The sequence below is a fragment of the Achromobacter sp. UBA2119 genome (assembly GCF_002331005.1).
Lineage (GTDB): Bacteria > Pseudomonadota > Gammaproteobacteria > Burkholderiales > Burkholderiaceae_B > Achromobacter > Achromobacter animicus.
On sequence record NZ_DCYD01000017.1, the window covers coordinates 112,861 to 130,104 of the forward strand.

Consider the following 17,244-nt stretch of genomic DNA (forward strand, 5'->3'; position numbering starts at 1 on the left):
CCCATGTCCCGCCCCCCCTTCATGCCCGCTTCCCGTCCCCTGGTCTCGATGGCGCTGTGCGCGCTGCTGTCGGCCTGCGCGGTCGGCCCCGACTTCGATACGCCCGCCGCGCCGGACGTAGCAGCCTATACGCCAAACGGGCAGGACGCGCTGCCCGCGGGCCAGCAGCGGCTGCAAGCGGGCGCCGACATTCCCGCGCAGTGGTGGCAATTGTTCCGGTCGGACGCGCTGGACCGGCTGGTGCGCCAAGCGCTGGACGCCAGCCCCACGCTGGAAGAAGCGCGTGCGCGCTTGCGGCAGGCGCAGGAAGACCTGGCCGCGGACACCGGCGGGCGCATGCTGCCCGCGGTGGACGGCAATCTGTCGGCGGCGCGCAAGAAGGTCGATCCCGCCGCCTACGGCGTGCCGGTGGCCGAGCCGCCCCCGCCCTTCACGCTGTACAACGCCTCGATCGACGTGTCCTACACGCTGGACGTGTTCGGCGCCAACCGCCGCGCGCTGGAAAGCCTGGCCGCGCAGACGGATTACCAGGCGCATGAGCTGCAGGCGGCGCGCATGTCGCTGGCGGCCAACGTGGTCACCGCCGCCATCCGCCAGGCGGATCTGGCCGAGCGGCTGACCGCCACGCGCGACCTGTTGGCGGCGCAAGTCAGCCAGCAGGACATCATGCGCAAGCGCCTGGACGCCGGGGGCATTGCCCTGGCCGATCTGCGCAACCAGGAGCTGCTGGTCGCGCAAACCCGCGCCACCGTCCCGCCGCTGGAATACCAGTTTGCGCAGGTGACCCACCAGCTTGCCACCTACCTGGGCGTGCTGCCCGCCGCCCTGCAAACGCCGCCGCTGCGCCTGGCGGACCTGACGCTGCCGCCCGACGTTCCGACCGGCGTGCCGTCGGGGCTGACGCGCCAGCGGCCCGACATCCTGGCGGCCGAAGCCCTGTGGCGCAAGGCGTCGGCCGACGTGGGCGTGGCCACGGCCAACCTGTATCCGCAGTTCACGCTGACCGCCAGTTTCGGGTCGCAGCGCACGGGCGTGAACGAACTGTCAGATGGCGTCAACGTGTGGAACCTGGGTCTCGGGCTGGTTCAGCCTCTTTTTCATGGTGGCGAACTGCGGGCCCGCAAGCGCTCGGCGGAAGCGGCGTATGACGCTGCCGCCGCATCATTTCGCCAGACGGTGCTTGACGGCTTTCGCCAGGTGGCCGATGCGTTGCGCGCGCTGCAGACGGACGGTGACGCCTTCGCGGCCTACGACGATGCGTGGCGCCGCGCAGACGAAGCCGAACGCATCGCGGCGGGCCGCTACCAGGCCGGCGGCATCAGCCACCTGAGCCTCCTGGACAGCCAGCGGCAGGTGTTGCAGACCAGGATTTCGCGCATCGAAGCGGATGCCGCGCGCTACACCGACACGGCTGCGTTGTTACAAGCGCTGGGCGGCGGCTGGTGGAATGAGGCGGTTGCACCCGCCCCGTAAGCCCGCAAAAGGGGCTCTGCGGGCCCATGGCCGAGAATTCGGGTAGGAAAGTGTCGTTGTGCGCGGCTTGGGAAAGCGTTGTATCCCGTCATCATGCAAGCGCTCAAGCTGCATGATGTTTACAACGATTTCATGAATGACCTATTAGACCTGATCGTCTTCGCGCCCGACGCCGGCCAGCGCGTCCGCCGTAGCGATGAACTGGCCGAAATGGGGTTCTCGCCGCGCCCTTGCGAAGACTCCAACGGACTGTTCCGCCTGTTTCAGGCCCGCCGCACCCCGCTACTCGTGATGCAAGCCGAGTTCACCGATCTCTGCATGGCCGTCGCAGGTCTGCGCGCCATGGACACCACCGCCGGCATCGTTGCCATTTCCGCCTTCGATACCCCTGAAAACCGCATTCTCGGCCTGCACTGCGGCGCCGACGCCTGCTTTTCGCCCGAGGTGGTCACCGGCGAAATCGCCGCCGCCTTGCAGGCGCTGGTGCGCCGCGTCCCCACCACCGCCAGCCGCCGCGGGGCGGCCGAGGCCGATGCCCGGCCCGCGCCGCCGCCCGTGGCGTCCGCCGAGCCGACCGGCAAGTGGCAATTCCTGGACGCCGCCTGGACGCTGGTCAGCCCCCAGGGCAGACGCCTGGCGCTGACCCAGGCCGAGCGCGAGTTCCTGCTCAAGCTGACCGGCGCGCCGGACAAGCGCATGCCGCGCGGCGATCCGCCTGGCATCGACCCGCATTCCGGCCGCGAATCCATGCGCCGCACGGACGTCGTCGTCAGCCGCCTGCGGCGCAAGGCGCAGGACGTCGACGTGGAACTGCCCATTCGCACCGTCTGGGGCTGGGGCTACGCGTTCACCGGGGAAATCTGACGCGCCGCGGGCGTATGATTCCGCGTACAGGGCCGACTCCCGGCCCGCCTCTGCCCCATCCGTCCCATGGAAGTCTTTGAACGCCTGCAAGCCCTGCTCACCCAGAATCAGGCGCGCTACCGCCTGCTCGAACACGCTGCCGCCGGCAAGTCCGTCGAAGTCGCCGCCATCCGCGGCACCGAAGTCAGCCAGGGCGCCAAGGCGCTGGTCTGCCGCGTGAAGATCTCGTCCAACCAGCGCAAGAACGTGCTCGCCGTCTTTCCGGCGGACAAACAGGCCGACCTGGACGCCATCGCGCGGGCGGCGGGCGGCAAGAAGGCCTCGCTGGCCTCGCAGGACCTGGCACGTGAACTCACGGGCTGCGAGATCGGCGCCATCCCGCCCTTCAGCTTCAATCCCGACCTGACGCTGCTGGTGGATCCCAGCCTGCGAGAGCGCCACGACGAAATCGTGTTCAACGCCGGACGCCTGGACGCGTCCATCCTCCTGAACACCGACGACTACTTCCGCCTGGCCGCGCCCGACGAGGCGCCGCTGATCAAGGCCTGACCGGCGCCGCCCATGAGGCCACCTTGTCCCGCCCTTTGATGACCCACGGCGCGCGCGCCTCCAACATGCGCTGGCTGATGAGCCTGGCGCACATGGAGCCGTCGCCGGTCAACCCCTGGGTGATGCTGCGCGCCGCCCTGGCCATCGGCCTGCCGACCGCGGTGGGCATGGCGCTGGACCAGGGTGCGGCGGCCGCGCTGGTGGCGCTGGGCGCGCTGCCCGCCATCACGGGCGACAACGGCGGCCCCTACCGCAACCGCGCGCTTTCCATCGCTTCCACGGTGTTCGGCGGCGCGTTCGGTTATCTGCTGGGCAACCTGATGTCCGGCCACGGCCTGTGGACGTCCGCCGGCATGACGCTGCTGGTGCTGGCGGCCAGCCTGGTCGGCACCTTCAACAACATCGCCGCGGTCGCGACGCTGCAATTTGCCACGTATGTCATCGTCGGCTCCAGCTTGACGCCCACGCTGCCGCCCTGGCTGCCGCCGGTGCTGGTGGGCGTGGGCGGCCTGTTCGGGCTGGCGCTGACGCTGTCCGGTTGGGTCGTCAACCCGATCGCGCCGGAGCGGGCCGCCGTGGCGCAGGCCTACCGCAAGCTGGCCGCCATGTTCGCGGCCATCGGCACCTCGCGGGTGATGGCCGCGCGCCGCGACATGGAAGCCGCCATGGCCACGGCCTACGACACCGTCCTGGCCGCGCGGGGCCGGTCGGCGGGTCCGTCGCCCAGACTGGCCCGGCTGGCCGCACAGTTGCAGGCCTGCACGCCGCTCACCAACGCCGCGCTGGCGCTGGCGCGCGCCGGCCGCGTGTTGCCGGACGAATGTGCCCGGGTCATGAACCATCTGGCCGACCGGGTCGAAAACGATGCGCCACCGGACGCCCGCGACGACATCGCCGCGCTGCACCGCGCCGGCATGCCGCAGTTGGCCGAGGCGCTGGAACAGGTGCAGCCGCTGCTGCACGGCGCGCGGGCCAGCCAGGCCAACCAGGGCGCCGGGGCCACGGAAGCCAACCCGGCCACCGAGGCCGACGCCTTCGCCACCCTGCAGCCCGCACCGGCGCGCACGCCGTGGCGGGTGCTGATCCGCACGTACCGGCCCGGGCCGACGACAGTGCGTTACCTGGTCCGGTTGGGCCTGTGCCTCGTCGCCGCCGAGGCCGTCGCCCTGGCGGCCGCGCTGCCGCGGTCCTACTGGGTGCCGCTGATCGTCGTGGTGGTGTTCAAGCCCAACTTCGGCTCGGTGTTCGCGCGCGCGCTGCAAAGCTGCGCGGGCAGCGTGGTCGGCGTGGCGATCAGCGCCACCGTGCTTGCGCTGGATCGTGGTGGTCTGGCCAGCCTGCTCACCGTTGCTGCGCTGGCCGCGTTGCTGCCGTGGTCGATACGGCGCAACTACGGGCTGTTCTCGGCGATTCTGGTGCCGATCCTCATGCTGCTGATCGGGGCGCTGCAGCCGGGAAGCTGGGCCATTGCGCTGGCGCGGCTGATCGATGTGGGCGTTGCGGCGGCCATCGTGCTGCTGGTGGGCTACCTGCCTTGGATCCGCATCGAACGCAGCAACCTGGACCATGCCGTTTCCGCCGCCACGTCCACGCTGGCGGCCTACCTGAACACCGTCTTCCGGACCGACCCCGGCAACCGGCATGACCTGCGCGCCCGCGCCTACGCGCGCCTGTCGGACCTGCGCATCGCCCTGCAGCGCGGGCTGTCCGAACCCCGGCTGGTCAGCCGCCGCGCATTGGCCTGGTGGCCGGTGGAAGTCGCACTGGAACGCGTGGCCAACGCGATTTCGGACACGGCCTGGTCGCTGCCCGCCGGACAGGACGCGCCCGCCGCCGCGCAGGTCGCCCAATTGGCCGCCGCGCTGGACAGCATTGCGGCCGCCGTCGAACAAGGCCTGCCCGTGCCCGCCGCCCCCATCGTGGCGCCATCACCGGCGCTGCGGGACGTCGCCGCCGAAATCGAATCCCTGCGCGTCACGCTGGCCGGCCCCGACTTCACGGCAACGCCCGGCCGCCCCGCCGCCCCTTCCCCCCTTCATCAGGTCTGAATCATGTGTCTTGCCGTACTGGCTCTGCATACGCTGCCCGGCATCCCTGTGCTGATCGCCGCGAACCGCGACGAATTTCATGCGCGCCCCACCCTTCCCGCAGCGCAATGGCCCGACGCGCCAGCCATCTACGCCGGGCGCGATGGTCAGGCGGGCGGCACCTGGATGGGCGCAACCGTTCAGGGGCGCTATGCCTTGGTCACCAACTTCCGCGAGCCCGGCCGGCATCTGGACAACGCCCCTTCGCGCGGCGCGCTGGTCGAGGACTTTCTGCGCGGCGAAATGACACCGCAGGCCTACCTTGAGACGGTGCACGCCATGGACCAGGCGTACAACGGCTTCAATCTGATCGTGGGCGACACGCGGCAGGCGTGGTATCTGAGCAATCGCGACGGCGGGCCGCGTGCGTTGGACCCCGGCATCTACGCCCTGTCCAATCATCTGCTGGACACGCCCTGGCCCAAACTGGCGCGCACGAAGGCGGCGTTCTCGGCCGTGCTGGAATATCCGTCGCAGCCCGACCTGCCCGCGCTGTTTACCGCGCTTGGCGACCGCAGCCCGGCGGACGACGCCGACCTGCCGGCCACCGGCCTGCCTTTGGCGCGCGAACGCCTCTTGAGCAGCCCGTTCATCGTCAGCCCGGAATATGGCACGCGCAGTTCCAGCGTCATGGCGCTGCACGGCAATGGCGCCGGCGAACTGGAGGAACGGCGGTTTGCCCCGGACGGCTCGGTCAGCGGCGTCAGCCACCTGACGTTTTCCTGGCAGGCGGCCGGCGGCGGCGTGTGATGCGCGGCGCTTGATACAAACGGTTGATTTCCGAGGCGGACGGACGCGAACTCGCCTTGCGCGCGCACGTCGAATGGTTGCAAGCTACCGGCGAAGGCACCCACAACGCGCTGCCACGCCGGTTTTTCTGCAGGAGAACTCCATGAACAAACGTTTTGAACGCTGCACGATCGCCGCCGCCATGACCCTGGGCACCATTGCTTTAGCGGGTGTCCTGTCCACCGCCCAAGCGGCCATGCCGCCCGTTCAGCACCAGGGCGCTATCGAATATGTCAGCGGCGGCATCGGCATCGACGAATCCGAATCCATGAAAGCCGCGTCCAGCAGTTATCCGCTGGCATTGACCTTTGCTGCACAACGCGGCGGCAAGGCCGATTACGTCGCCGACGTGACCGTCGCGATCCGGGATGCGCAGGGCAAGGCCGTGTTGCAGACGACCGCGCAGGGTCCCTACATGCTGGTGAAGCTGCCGGCGGGCAACTACCGCATCTCGGCCACGTTTGATGGCAAGGCACAGGAGCGCGAGGTCACCGTGCAAGGCTCGGGCACCGTGCGCGCCATGTTCGAGTGGAAGTGATGGCACTGAGGCGCGGCTGATACGGCCGCGCCCCCTATCCTGTTCAAAGGCGCCGGACGCGTCAGACGCCCGCGAACAGGATCGCAATGACAAAGCCCACGCCCGCCGTCCAGACCAGCGAGCGCAGCGCGCCCCAGTTCGCCAGGTACATCGCCAGATAACCCAGCCGCGTGCCCAGCCAGCACGCCATCAGCGTCGCGACGTGCGCGGGGGACGCCTGGTTATACAGCGCAAACAGCACGGCGGCGTAGAAGAACGGCAGCGCCTCGAAGGTGTTGACCTGCGCGGCGTTGGCCCGCGCGCGCCACCCCTCCTGCCGGGCCAGCCAGGCCCGCGGGTCGTTGTTGTCGAATTTCTTGCCGCCTGCCTTGGCGATGATCGTGGACACGAACGGCAGCAGCGCCGCCGCCAACATCAACCACGCGATTGTCTTCATTCCTGACTCCATTGCTGGCGGCTTTTGTGTCCGCCGGACGCGCGGGGCGTGTGCCGCCGCTGCCGCATGGTCGCCTGAAAAGCGGGGGAAGGCAAAGGCGCAGGGGGGGACTCGGGCGGCACGAGTGGCGCCGCCGGCGTTGGAGCTCAAGTTGGCGTTGGCGTTGGCCGCATCAAACTCGCCGGCGTCGAAAGCGCCAAGGTTGGCGAAGACCGCGCTTACACTCGGTCCTTTGCGATTGCCGCCCGCCCGTCGATGCCGCCTGTCATGCCCTGGTTTGCCCTGTTCCTGGCCGCCGCCTTGCTATGGCCGCCCGGCACGCGCCGCTGGGCGCTTGCCCCGTTGGCGGTGACATGGGCCTGGGCATTGGCCGACGGATCGGTCGACCTCGTTGCGCTCGCATGGCCCGCGTTGCTGCTGATTGCCGCGGCGCTGGTGCGATCCCACGCGGGACCGGCCGCGCGCATAGCCGGGCACGGACTCTTTGTGATCCTGGCCGCGCTGCTCTTTGCACATCTGCTGCCCGGCTTTCACAACCTGCGCGTGATTGATCCCGCGCCGCTCAGTCCGGACGCAGTTCCTTTCAGCATGTACCTGAACCTGGACAAACCGCTCGTGGGCTTCTGGGTGGTGCTGGTGCTGGCGCCGCCCATGGCCGCGGCCCATGCGCGTCTGACCATGCAGGCGGCGATCCTCGCCTGCGCAGCCGCGGTGGCGGCCTGCCTGGGATTGGCGCTGGCGCTGGGCGTGGTGGCATGGGCGCCGAAGTGGCCGGCCTCAGGCTGGATCTGGCTGATCAACAACGCCTTGCTGGTGACGCTGGCGGAAGAGGCGCTGTTCCGAGGTTATGTGCAGCAACGCCTGGCGAAGTGGTGGCGCCATCGCGCATGGGGCGCGTGGGCGGCGGTGGCCGTGGCGGCCGTGCTGTTCGGATTGGCCCATTACGCGGGCGGTTGGCAGTGGATGCTGCTGGCTGGCCTGGCGGGTACGGCGTATGGCGCGGCCTATCGTTACGGCGGTTTGGGCGCCGCCGTGCTGGCGCATTTGGGCTTGAACGCGGCGCACTTCGGATTGTTCACCTATCCGATGCGCGCCGCGTTCTGAAAGGCCGCCGCTTCAGGCCGTTAGCGCCGGATAGTCCGTATACCCTTCAGGACCCGAGGCGTAGAAGGTGGCCGGATTCGGCGTATTCAGCGGAGCCTTGCGCGCCAGGCGCTCGGCCAAGTCGGGCGTGGCGATGTACGGCACGCCAAACGCCACGGCGTCGACCTTGCCGGCCGCGATGGCGGCCTCGGCGGTGTCGCGCGTGTAGCCTTCGTTGCCGATATAAACGCCGCCGAACTCGGCCTTGATCATCGGCGCCAGGCTGTCGGGCGCTTCGTGTTCGCGGGCGCAAATGAAGGCGATGCCGCGCTTGCCCAATTCACGCGCCACGTAGCCGAACAGACCCGGCAGATCCGAATCACCCATGTCGTGGGCATCGGCGCGGGGCGACAGATGCACGCCGACGCGGCCCGCGCCCCACACCGCCACGCAGGCGTCGACCACTTCCAGCAGCAGCCGCGCGCGGTTTTCGATGGAACCGCCGTATTGGTCCGTGCGGTGGTTGGTGCTGTCCTGCAGGAACTGGTCCAGCAGGTAGCCATTGGCGGCATGCACCTCGACGCCGTCAAAACCCGCTTCCTTCGCCATCTTCGCGCCGTGGCGGTAGGCGTCGACCACGCCGGGGATCTCTTCGGTTTCCAGCGCGCGCGGCGTCACGTATTCACGCTTGGGGCGCACGTGGCTGACGTGACCCTTGGCGGCGATGGCGCTGGGCGCGACCGGCAGTTCGCCGTCCAGGAACATCGGGTCGGAAATGCGGCCCACGTGCCAGAGCTGCGCGACGATCAGGCTGCCCTTGCCGTGCACGGCGTCAACCACCTTGCGCCACCCCTTGACCTGCTCCGGCGACCAGAGCCCAGGCGTGTCGGCATAGCCCACGCCCTGCGGCGTGACCGCCGTGGCTTCCGTCAGGATCAGGCCGGCGCCCGAACGCTGGGTGTAATACTCGACCATCAGGTCGTTCGGCACGCGGCCGGCGCTGGCGCGTTGGCGCGTCAGCGGCGCCATCACGACGCGGTTGCGCAGGGTCAGGTCGCCGACTTTCAGCGGTTCAAACAGGGGGTTCATGCAAAATCCTTTCGTCCCGGCAATGGGGCGCTTGCGGGTATGGCAGACGGGCTACATATCCAGATTCAATTGCCGCAGAAATGCGGCAATCACGGGTTCATTGCGACGGAAAAAGACCCACTGCCCCACCTTGGTCGCCGAAATCAGGCCGGCGCGCTGCAACACGGCCAGATGCGACGAAACCGTCGACTGGGACAGGCCGCAGCGATCATCGATGTGGCCCGCGCACACCCCGTGTTCGAAGGTGTGGCCCGGGCGCTCCTCGAAATACGCGTGCGGCGTCTTCAGCCAGGCCAGGATGTCGCGGCGAACCGGATTGGCCAGCGCCTTGAGGATGGCGTCGGCGTCGATCGCGGGTTGCGCGGCGTTCTGGTCGGAGGGTGAGGAAGTTGCGGTCATATTGGTATATCGCAATTTATCGAATCATATATCGGGTTTATCCGATATGTCGTCATGCCCCTGTTGCAATCAAGGATTTCGGACGCCGGTCGCGCGATCCTGCGCCCGGCGATCCGGCCGGCGGCTCTCCGGCTTCAGGCTATCGGCCCAGTCACGGGCGAGGTCGCGCTGAGCCTTCCAATTGACCAGCGCGGTGATGGCCATGGCAATCACCGCGCCCAGCGCCGCCAGCGCCATGTCCTTCTGCGCGTCCCAGATATCGCCCTGCGTGCCCAGGTAGGCCGCTCCCAGGTCACCGCCAAAGAACTCCGCGGCGCCCCACTCGATCAGTTCGTAGAGCGCCGAGGTCGACAGCGTCACGTCCATCGGCAGGAAGTACGCCCAAAAGCCGCGCACCTCGGCCACCCGCAGGAAGATCTCGCGGATCGGATAGGCCAGCAGCAGCCCATACGAAAAATGCACGACACGGTCGAAATTGTTGCGTTCCCACCCGAGCACGCTGTTCAGGGTGCGGCCGGTCAAGGCGCGCCACCAGTCGTCGTACGGCACGAGCGAATACGTGTAGTGCGCGCCCACTGTGTGCAAGCACAGGAACAGAAAGATCAGCGTGTATGACACCCGCGAAAACACGAACGCCCGCCGCGTGGCAAACAGCACGGCGCCCAGTCCCAGCACCAGCGCGTTCTCCAGCGCCCAGGCCGAGCGGTCATGCGGATTGATGGCCAGCGCCACCCAGATGACGGCGAACACGCCGGCCAGCGTGACCAGATAGCGGCGGCGCGCGTCGGCCATGGTGCGTCCTAGTCGCCCTGCACCCGGCCGCGCAGCCGCTTGACCTCGCCATGCAGCACCTTGCGCTGCACGCGGCGGCGTTGCGACGAGCGCGTCGGCTTGGTGGGGCGGCGCGGCTTGTCGACCTGGATGGCTGATCGCACCATGCCCACCAGCCGTTCGATGGCCTCGGCACGGTTCTTTTCCTGGCTGCGGAAGGATTGCGATTTGATGACGATCACGCCCTCTTTCGAGATGCGGTGGTCGTTGACGGCGCACAACGCATCCTGCACCTCGGGCGGCAGGCGGGAAGCGCGCACATCGAAGCGCAGGTGGACGGCGCTGGACACCTTGTTGACGTTCTGCCCGCCCGCGCCCTGGGCGCGAATCATGGTGAAGGTCAGGTCGCGCTCGTCGATGAAAAGCGAATCTTGGACGTGAAACATAGGCGGGAAGTCTACAGGGCCGGCCGTCTTCCTGCACCCGGCGGTTGAAACCGCTGGATCCGCGGTTTGGCGCCACAGAGCGGCCATGCGCCGCCCGGCGGCGGACCCGTCTTGCAGGGTCTTTCGGCGGATATCGGCCGCGCCAAGTAAAATAGTGCGCTTTTGCTCGAATTCCGTGGCGCCCTGCCGCCCGCATCTCCTATGACTTACTCCGCCAAAGAAATCTTCAAGACCCTGCAAGGCGAAGGCGCCCACGCAGGCCGCGCGGCGGTATTCTGCCGGTTTGCGGGCTGTAATCTGTGGACCGGCCGCGAAAGCGACCGTGCCAGCGCCGCCTGCACCTTCTGCGACACCGACTTCATCGGCACCGACGGCGACGGCGGCGGCAAGTTCGCCACGGCCGAATTGTTGGCCGACGCCATTGCCGCAGCCTGGGGCCCCGACACCGGCAACCGCTACGTGGTCTTTACGGGCGGCGAGCCGCTGCTGCAACTGGACGCGCCGCTGCTCGACGCCATTCACGCCCGCAGCTTTACCGTCGCCATCGAAACCAACGGCACGATCAAACCGCCCGCCGGCATCGACTGGATCTGCGTCAGCCCCAAGGGTACGGCCCCGGTCGTGATCGAACGCGGCAATGAGCTCAAGCTGGTCTATCCGCAGCTCAACGCCCTGCCCGACGCCTTCGCACATCTGGATTTCGAGCATTTTTTCCTGCAACCCATGGACGGACCGGCGCGCGCAGCCAACACCGAGCAGGCCGTTCAATACTGCATGCAGCATCCGCAATGGCGGCTCAGCCTGCAAACCCACAAATACATAGGCATTCCATGATTTACCCCCACGCCTTGCGGAGCACGCGATGATTTCCGTGACCCGCAGGCTCGAGTTCGACGCCGGCCACCGCATCCCCGACCACCGTAGCCAGTGCCGCAATCTGCACGGCCACCGCTATGTGCTGGAAATCACGCTGACGGGCGACATCGTGCAGGCGCCCGGCGAGTCCGACAACGGCATGGTCATGGACTTTTCCGAGATCAAGCACATCGCCAAGACGCATATCGTGGACGTCTGGGACCATGCGTTCCTGGTCTACGAAGGCGACGACGCTGTGCGCGGCTTTCTGGATACCCTGCCCGGCCACAAGACCGTCGTGCTGGACCGGATTCCCACCGCTGAAAACCTGGCCACCATCGTCTTCGAGACGCTGGCGCCGCAATACCACGGCCACTACGGCGCCGAACTGCGCCTGACGCGCGTGCGTCTGTACGAAACGCCGAACTGCTGGGCCGACTGCAACGGTTGATCCCCGATAGCGCATGAAGGCGGGCTTCGGGCCCGCCTTCAGTTTTCCACCCACGGAAAACCGCACCGCCATCTTCCCAATTGAAAGAATCTATCGCGATAGTCGCCATTTTCAATCATTAGTAAGCTAATCGATAGGATACAATCGAATTCATGCTTACTCCATCCGACTCCCAGCTCATGGCCACCACCGCCAACCTGATGGTGCTGTCGCGCGCCTACCGCGGCGCCGCCGATAAAGCGCTCGCCGACTATGGTCTTTCCCAAGCGACTGCATGGCCCGTCATTCTGGCCGGCCGTCTTGGCGACGGAGTTCGCCAAGGCGCGCTGGCCGAAGCTTTGGGTGTGGAAGGCCCTTCCCTTGTGCGCGTGCTGGATCAACTGGTGGCCGCCGGCCTGATGGAACGGCGCGAAGACCCGCACGATCGCCGCGCACGCACCCTGCACCTGACCGAAGCCGGCCACGCGCTGCGCGCGCAGGTCGAAGATGTGCTGGTTGAACTGCGCCGCCGCATCTTTCACGACGTCAGCGAATCCGATCTGCAAGCCTGCCTGCGCGTGTTCGACGCCATGAAGGTATCGCTGGGCCGCAGCGGCGCCGGTGCGCAAGAGGACGCCCGGCCATGAAACTGCCCAACGTCCGCGAAACCATCTTCTCGCTCAAGAGCTACCTGAGCGCCATCATGGCGCTCTATCTGGCTTACAGCATTGGTTTGCCGCGTCCGTTCTGGGCCATGACCACCGCCTACGTCGTGGCGCAGCCCTGGTCCGGCGCGGTGCGTTCCAAGGCGCTGTACCGTCTGGTCGGCACCTTCTTCGGGTCGGCGGCCACCGTGTACATGGTGCCGCGGCTGTCCAACTCGCCCGTCGTCATGACCGGCGCGATGGTGCTGTGGGTGGGCGCCTGCCTGTACATGTCGGTGCTGGACCGCACACCGCGGTCCTATCTGTTCATGCTGGCTGGCTACACCGCCGCGATGATCGGCTTTCCCAGCGTCACCGACCCTTCCCTTGTGTTCGACACGGCGCTGGCACGTGTCGAGGAAATCAGCCTGGGCATCGTGTGCGCCACGCTGATCCACAGCATCGTGCTGCCGCGCGGCCTCGCGCCCGCGCTGACGCTGCAATTGGACAAAGCCGTGCGCGATGCGCGCAACTGGATGCACGACACGCTCAGCGGCAAGACGGCCGAACAGCGCGACAAGGACCGCCGCGAGCTGGCCAACGACATCACGCAATTGCGCCTCTTATCCACCCACGTTCCCTTCGACACCAGCAATCTGCGCTGGACCGCGGGCGCCGTGCGCGCCATGCAGGACCAGATCGCGGCACTGACGCCGGCCGTGTCCGCCGTCGAAGACCGCATGCGCGCCTTGCAGGCCAATGGCCAGACGCTGCCCGAACCCGTGCAGTCGCTGCTGTCTGATATCTCGGAATGGATCAACGCCGGCCCGCAGGCCTCGCACGAAACGGCCGTCCAGTTGCGCGCGGCCGTGACGCGGCTGACGCCTGGCATCGACAGCCGCTCCACGTGGCGCGACGCGCTGCTGGCCAGCCTGATGGCGCGCCTGCGCGAGCTGATCGACACCTATGACGAATGCCTGGCGCTGCGCCGCGACATCCGCGCCGGGCTGCAGGGCGCGCCGGTTCGCGCCCCGCGCACGACACGCGATCCGAACTCGGCGCTGCACCGCGACCACGGCATGGCGCTGCTGTCGGCGCTGGCCGCGGCGCTGGCGATTTCGGTCTGCTGCCTCTTCTGGATCGGCACGGCCTGGAGCAACGGCGCCACCGCCGCGCTGATGGCCGCGATCTTCAGCTGCTTCTTTGCGTCGCAGGACAATCCCGTGCCCGGCATCATGCAGTTCCTGACCTACACGGTGTATTCCATTCCGCTGTCGGCGCTGTATTTGCTGGGCATCATGCCGGCCATCCATTCGTTCGAGATGCTGGCGCTGTCCATGCTGCCGACCGCCTTCGTGCTGGGCGTGTTCATTGCCCGCCCGGCCAGCACTGGCAAGGCCATGGCCATGCTGTTCGGGTTCCTGGGCACCATGGCGCTGCAGGACACGAACACCGCCGATGTCGTGTCGTTCATCGACACGCAGGTCGCGCAGTGCATGGGCGTGGCCACGGCCGCGATCATCGCCGCCATCTTCCGCACCGTCAGCGTCGACTGGAGCGCGCGCCGCATCCAGGCCGCCAACTGGAAAGAATTGGCGACGCTGGCCAGCTCGCCTCGCGCGCCGTCGCGTCAAACGTACACCGCTCGCATGCTCGACCGCATCGGCCTGTTGCAGCCGCGCCTGGCGCTGGCCAAGCGGCCCGATGATCTGGTGGCCGCCGACGCGCTGAAGGACCTGCGCGTGGGCCGCGACATCACCGAGCTGCAGCGGGCCCGCCGCCAACTGCCGATGGCCGAGCCCACGATCCAGCCGGTGCTGAACAGCCTGGCGCAGTTCTTCAAGATCCGTTCGTCCGGCCGCATGCAGGACAAGACGCCGGAATTCCTGGCGCAGATCGACCGCGCGCTGAGCAGTGTGGCCGCCACCCCGCAAGGCCCCCATGCGCGCGACCGCGCCGTGGTGGCGCTGGTCGGCATCCGCCGCGCCTTCTTTCCCGACGCGCCCGACTATCAACCCGCCCATCCGACCCTGGAGGGCCAAGCATCATGATTGGCGAATTCAATCTCTACGGCATTTATTTCCCCTGGCTGCTCGTGCTGGGCGTCGTCACCCTGGCCGTCGCCTGGGGCGTGCGCCGCGTGCTGGCGCGCGCCGGGCTGTATCGCCTGGTGTGGCACCCCGCGCTGTTTGACCTGGCGCTGTTCGTAGTGCTGCTGTACGGCGTCTCCCTCATTTCCCCTTATTTTCTTCAGAGATAGGTATGAAACTCCCCAATGCCCTTCGCCCTGCTGCTATCGGCAAGTTCGCAGTGACGGCCGTCGTCGTCGCCGCCGCCGCTTACGCCGGCTGGCAGCTTTGGGATCACTATGAAGTCGAGCCCTGGACGCGCGATGGCCGCGTCAAGGCCTATGTGGTGCAGGTGGCGCCCGACGTCTCCGGCCTGGTGACCAGCGTGCCCGTGCACGACAACCAGGACGTGAAGGCCGGCGACCTGCTGTTCGAAATCGATCGCGCCCGCTTCCAGCTCGCGTTCGACCAGGCGCAGGCCTCGGTCCGTTCGCAGCAGGTCGCGCACGACCAGGCGCTGCGCGACGCCAAGCGCAACCGCTCGCTGGGCCAGCTTGTCGCGGCCGAAGCGGTGGAACAAAGCCAGACCAAGGTGCAGCAGACCGAAGCCGCGCTCGCGCAGGCGCAGGTGCAACTGAACACCGCGCGTCTGAATCTGGAACGCAGCCGCGTCGTGGCCGCCAGCGACGGCCGCATCACCAACCTGGACCTGCGCGCCGGTTCCTACGCCACCGCCGGCCACGGCGTGATGGCGCTGGTGGACGCCGGTTCGTTCTACGTCGAAGGCTACTTTGAAGAAACCAAGCTGCCCGGCATCCACGAAGGCGACCCCGTCACTGTGACGCTGATGGGCGAACCGCGCCACATCCGCGGCCATGTCGAAAGCATCGCTCTGGGCATCGCGGACCGCGACCGCAGCACCGGCGCCAATCTGCTGCCCAACGTGAACCCGACCTTCAACTGGGTCCGTCTTGCGCAGCGCATCCCGGTGCGCGTGAAGATCGACGAGGTGCCCGAAGGCGTACGCCTCGTCGCCGGCCAGACCGCCACGGTGTCGGTGGACGACCGCCCGGCCCAGACCGCCGCCGCCGCGCCCCACGCGTCCTGACGGGACACAGAACCACTTTTCTCCGGAAACTCCGCAATTTCTTATCGACGCCAAGCCGTACCTGCCATGAAAACCAGACTCCTCCTTCCGCTGACGCTGGCCCTCGCGCTGGCCGGATGCGCCTCCGTGGGCCCCGACTACAAGGTGCCGCCGGAGGCCGTCTCCCAGCGGCCGAGCGCGCAATCCTCCCTTGTGGAGGCGCAGGCCGGCGTGTATCGGCAAGAGGAAGTCCCCGGCCACTGGTGGCGCCTGTACAACGACCCCGTGCTGGACGGTCTGGTCGAAAAGGCCCTGGCCGCCAACACCGACCTGCGCGTGGCCAGCGCCAATCTGGAACGCGCCCAGGCTGCCGTGCAGGAAACGAAAGCCCAGCAACAGCCCACGATCGGCGTCAATGCCTCGCCCTCGTTCGGCCACGTTTCCGGCTTGCAGGAACTTCAGCCCGGCATTGATCCACCTAATCGCTGGTCGTATTCCACCGGCGCCAGCGTGTCGTATCAGTTGGACCTTTTCGGCCAGATCCGCCGCGCCGTGGAAGCCTCCACCGACGACGCGCAGGCCGCCCAAGCCGCCTACGACGCCACCCGCGTCACCGTCGCCGCAGAGACCGCGCGCGCCTACGCGAACATGTGCGCGGCGGGCATGCAGCTTGCCTCCGCACAACATTCCGTGCAGGTGCAGAAGGAATCGGTCGACGCCGTCAGCCGTTTGCAGCGCGCCGGCCGCGGCACCGCGTTGGACGTCACGCGGGCGCGCAGCCAGCTCGAACAATTGCAGGCCAACCTGCCGCCGTTCCAGTCTCAGCAGCGCACCGCGCTTTACCGTCTGGCTGCATTGACCGGCCAAACGCCGGGCCAGATTCCGCAAGCCCTGCTGCAATGCGCCACCGCCCCCAAGCTGACCGAAACCATCCCCGTCGGCGACGGCGCCGAGCTGCTGCGCCGCCGACCCGACATCCGTCAGGCCGAACGGACGCTGGCCGCCTCCACCGCCCGCATCGGCGTGGCCACGGCCGATCTGTACCCGAAGATCACGCTGGGCCTGTCCGCCGCGTCGGGCGGCCCGGCCGCCATGTTCGGCGATCGCGGCACGTTCAGCTGGAGCGTAGGCCCGCTGATCTCGTGGACCGTTCCCAACACCGGCGCCGCGCAGGCCCGCATCGCCGAAGCCGAAGCCAACACCAAGGCCGCGGCCGCCCGTTTCGACGCGGCCGTGCTGAACGCCTTGCGCGAAACCGAAAGCGCGCTGGTCGTCTATGCCCGCCAGCTGGACCGCGACACTGCCCTGCGCGCTGCCCGCGATCAAAGCGCCGAAGCGGCCTTGCAGGCGCGCCGCCTGTTCCAGTACGGCAAGACGGATTACCTGACCGTGCTGGACGCCGAGCGCACGCTGGCCAGCAATGAAAGCGCGCTCGCCGCATCGCAGGCGGATTTGAGCAGCGACCAGATCGCGTTGTTCCTGGCATTGGGCGGTGGCTGGGAGAAGTAGCCGCCCAAAAATTGATTTCCATATTATGGGGATGACATTGATCTCCCCGAACTCGCACTCCTAGAATCGTCCCAAGCCAATAACTACATCAGACGATTCGAGAGCATCGGTCCGGTCACACCGGAC

The 17,244-nt window shown here is 67.7% G+C and carries 19 protein-coding genes; 14 read left to right on the forward strand and 5 right to left on the reverse strand.

Annotated elements, in window-relative coordinates:
• The first annotated feature begins 3 nt into the window (after window positions 1-3).
• From B3098_RS19595 to B3098_RS19620, 6 genes are all read left to right on the forward strand, one after another.
• Window positions 4-1,473, forward strand: a complete 1,470-nt coding sequence (locus tag B3098_RS19595) for an efflux transporter outer membrane subunit (RefSeq protein ID WP_286898563.1) — start codon at window positions 4-6, stop codon at window positions 1,471-1,473.
• A gap of 132 nt (window positions 1,474-1,605) precedes the next feature.
• The gene (locus tag B3098_RS19600; RefSeq protein ID WP_191579583.1) at window positions 1,606-2,337 is read left to right on the forward strand and encodes a response regulator transcription factor; all 732 of its coding nucleotides are present in this window, start codon (window positions 1,606-1,608) and stop codon (window positions 2,335-2,337) included.
• 66 nt (window positions 2,338-2,403) lie between these two features.
• Window positions 2,404-2,886: a YbaK/prolyl-tRNA synthetase associated domain-containing protein gene (locus B3098_RS19605; RefSeq protein WP_286898564.1), complete on the forward strand. Its 483-nt coding sequence runs from the start codon at window positions 2,404-2,406 to the stop codon at window positions 2,884-2,886.
• Between the two features lie 23 nt (window positions 2,887-2,909).
• Window positions 2,910-4,934, forward strand: a complete 2,025-nt coding sequence (locus B3098_RS19610; protein WP_286898566.1) for an FUSC family protein — start codon at window positions 2,910-2,912, stop codon at window positions 4,932-4,934.
• A 3-nt stretch (window positions 4,935-4,937) separates the two neighbouring features.
• Window positions 4,938-5,723 carry an NRDE family protein gene (locus B3098_RS19615; protein WP_286898567.1) on the forward strand — a complete coding sequence of 262 codons (786 nt, stop codon included), beginning with the start codon at window positions 4,938-4,940 and terminating at the stop codon, window positions 5,721-5,723.
• A 142-nt stretch (window positions 5,724-5,865) separates the two neighbouring features.
• Complete coding sequence (locus B3098_RS19620; RefSeq protein ID WP_286898569.1) at window positions 5,866-6,300, forward strand: carboxypeptidase-like regulatory domain-containing protein; 435 nt, start codon at window positions 5,866-5,868, stop codon at window positions 6,298-6,300.
• Window positions 6,301-6,361: 61 nt separating this feature from the next.
• On the opposite strand, the gene B3098_RS19625 is transcribed toward B3098_RS19620, so the two are convergent.
• Window positions 6,362-6,736, reverse strand: a complete 375-nt coding sequence (locus tag B3098_RS19625) for an MAPEG family protein (RefSeq protein WP_056560668.1) — start codon at window positions 6,734-6,736, stop codon at window positions 6,362-6,364.
• A 267-nt stretch (window positions 6,737-7,003) separates the two neighbouring features.
• On the opposite strand from B3098_RS19625, the gene B3098_RS19630 reads away from it, so the two are divergent.
• The gene (locus B3098_RS19630) at window positions 7,004-7,840 is read left to right on the forward strand and encodes a CPBP family intramembrane glutamic endopeptidase (protein WP_286898570.1); all 837 of its coding nucleotides are present in this window, start codon (window positions 7,004-7,006) and stop codon (window positions 7,838-7,840) included.
• Between the two features lie 12 nt (window positions 7,841-7,852).
• On the opposite strand, the gene B3098_RS19635 is transcribed toward B3098_RS19630, so the two are convergent.
• The 4 genes from B3098_RS19635 to arfB all read right to left on the reverse strand — a co-directional run bounded on the left by B3098_RS19635 (window position 7,853) and on the right by arfB (window position 10,524).
• Window positions 7,853-8,908, reverse strand: a complete 1,056-nt coding sequence (locus B3098_RS19635; RefSeq protein ID WP_286898571.1) for an alkene reductase — start codon at window positions 8,906-8,908, stop codon at window positions 7,853-7,855.
• 51 nt (window positions 8,909-8,959) lie between these two features.
• Window positions 8,960-9,307, reverse strand: a complete 348-nt coding sequence (locus tag B3098_RS19640; RefSeq protein ID WP_056560656.1) for an ArsR/SmtB family transcription factor — start codon at window positions 9,305-9,307, stop codon at window positions 8,960-8,962.
• Window positions 9,308-9,376: 69 nt separating this feature from the next.
• Entirely contained in the window at window positions 9,377-10,099 is a 723-nt protein-coding gene (locus B3098_RS19645; RefSeq protein ID WP_286898572.1) for a DUF2238 domain-containing protein, read from the reverse strand.
• 8 nt (window positions 10,100-10,107) lie between these two features.
• The gene (gene arfB, locus B3098_RS19650; protein WP_175121770.1) at window positions 10,108-10,524 is read right to left on the reverse strand and encodes an alternative ribosome rescue aminoacyl-tRNA hydrolase ArfB; all 417 of its coding nucleotides are present in this window, start codon (window positions 10,522-10,524) and stop codon (window positions 10,108-10,110) included.
• A gap of 201 nt (window positions 10,525-10,725) precedes the next feature.
• On the opposite strand from arfB, the gene queE reads away from it, so the two are divergent.
• From queE to B3098_RS19685, 7 genes are all read left to right on the forward strand, one after another.
• Complete coding sequence (gene queE / locus B3098_RS19655; protein ID WP_286898573.1) at window positions 10,726-11,358, forward strand: 7-carboxy-7-deazaguanine synthase; 633 nt, start codon at window positions 10,726-10,728, stop codon at window positions 11,356-11,358.
• 28 nt (window positions 11,359-11,386) lie between these two features.
• On the forward strand, window positions 11,387-11,830 hold the full coding sequence (queD, locus tag B3098_RS19660) for a 6-carboxytetrahydropterin synthase QueD (RefSeq protein ID WP_056560642.1): 444 nt from the start codon (window positions 11,387-11,389) through the stop codon (window positions 11,828-11,830).
• Between the two features lie 152 nt (window positions 11,831-11,982).
• Window positions 11,983-12,456 carry a MarR family winged helix-turn-helix transcriptional regulator gene (locus tag B3098_RS19665; protein ID WP_175121773.1) on the forward strand — a complete coding sequence of 158 codons (474 nt, stop codon included), beginning with the start codon at window positions 11,983-11,985 and terminating at the stop codon, window positions 12,454-12,456.
• Complete coding sequence (locus B3098_RS19670; protein WP_286898576.1) at window positions 12,453-14,504, forward strand: FUSC family protein; 2,052 nt, start codon at window positions 12,453-12,455, stop codon at window positions 14,502-14,504. Before B3098_RS19665 ends, B3098_RS19670 begins: the two co-directional genes overlap by 4 nt.
• Window positions 14,501-14,713: a DUF1656 domain-containing protein gene (locus tag B3098_RS19675; RefSeq protein ID WP_175121775.1), complete on the forward strand. Its 213-nt coding sequence runs from the start codon at window positions 14,501-14,503 to the stop codon at window positions 14,711-14,713. The genes B3098_RS19670 and B3098_RS19675 overlap by 4 nt, the downstream gene beginning before the upstream one ends.
• A gap of 2 nt (window positions 14,714-14,715) precedes the next feature.
• On the forward strand, window positions 14,716-15,630 hold the full coding sequence (locus B3098_RS19680; protein WP_175136677.1) for an HlyD family secretion protein: 915 nt from the start codon (window positions 14,716-14,718) through the stop codon (window positions 15,628-15,630).
• A gap of 66 nt (window positions 15,631-15,696) precedes the next feature.
• Window positions 15,697-17,118, forward strand: coding sequence for an efflux transporter outer membrane subunit (locus B3098_RS19685; RefSeq protein WP_286898578.1), 1,422 nt, complete (start codon window positions 15,697-15,699; stop codon window positions 17,116-17,118).
• The last annotated feature ends 126 nt before the right edge of the window (window positions 17,119-17,244 follow it).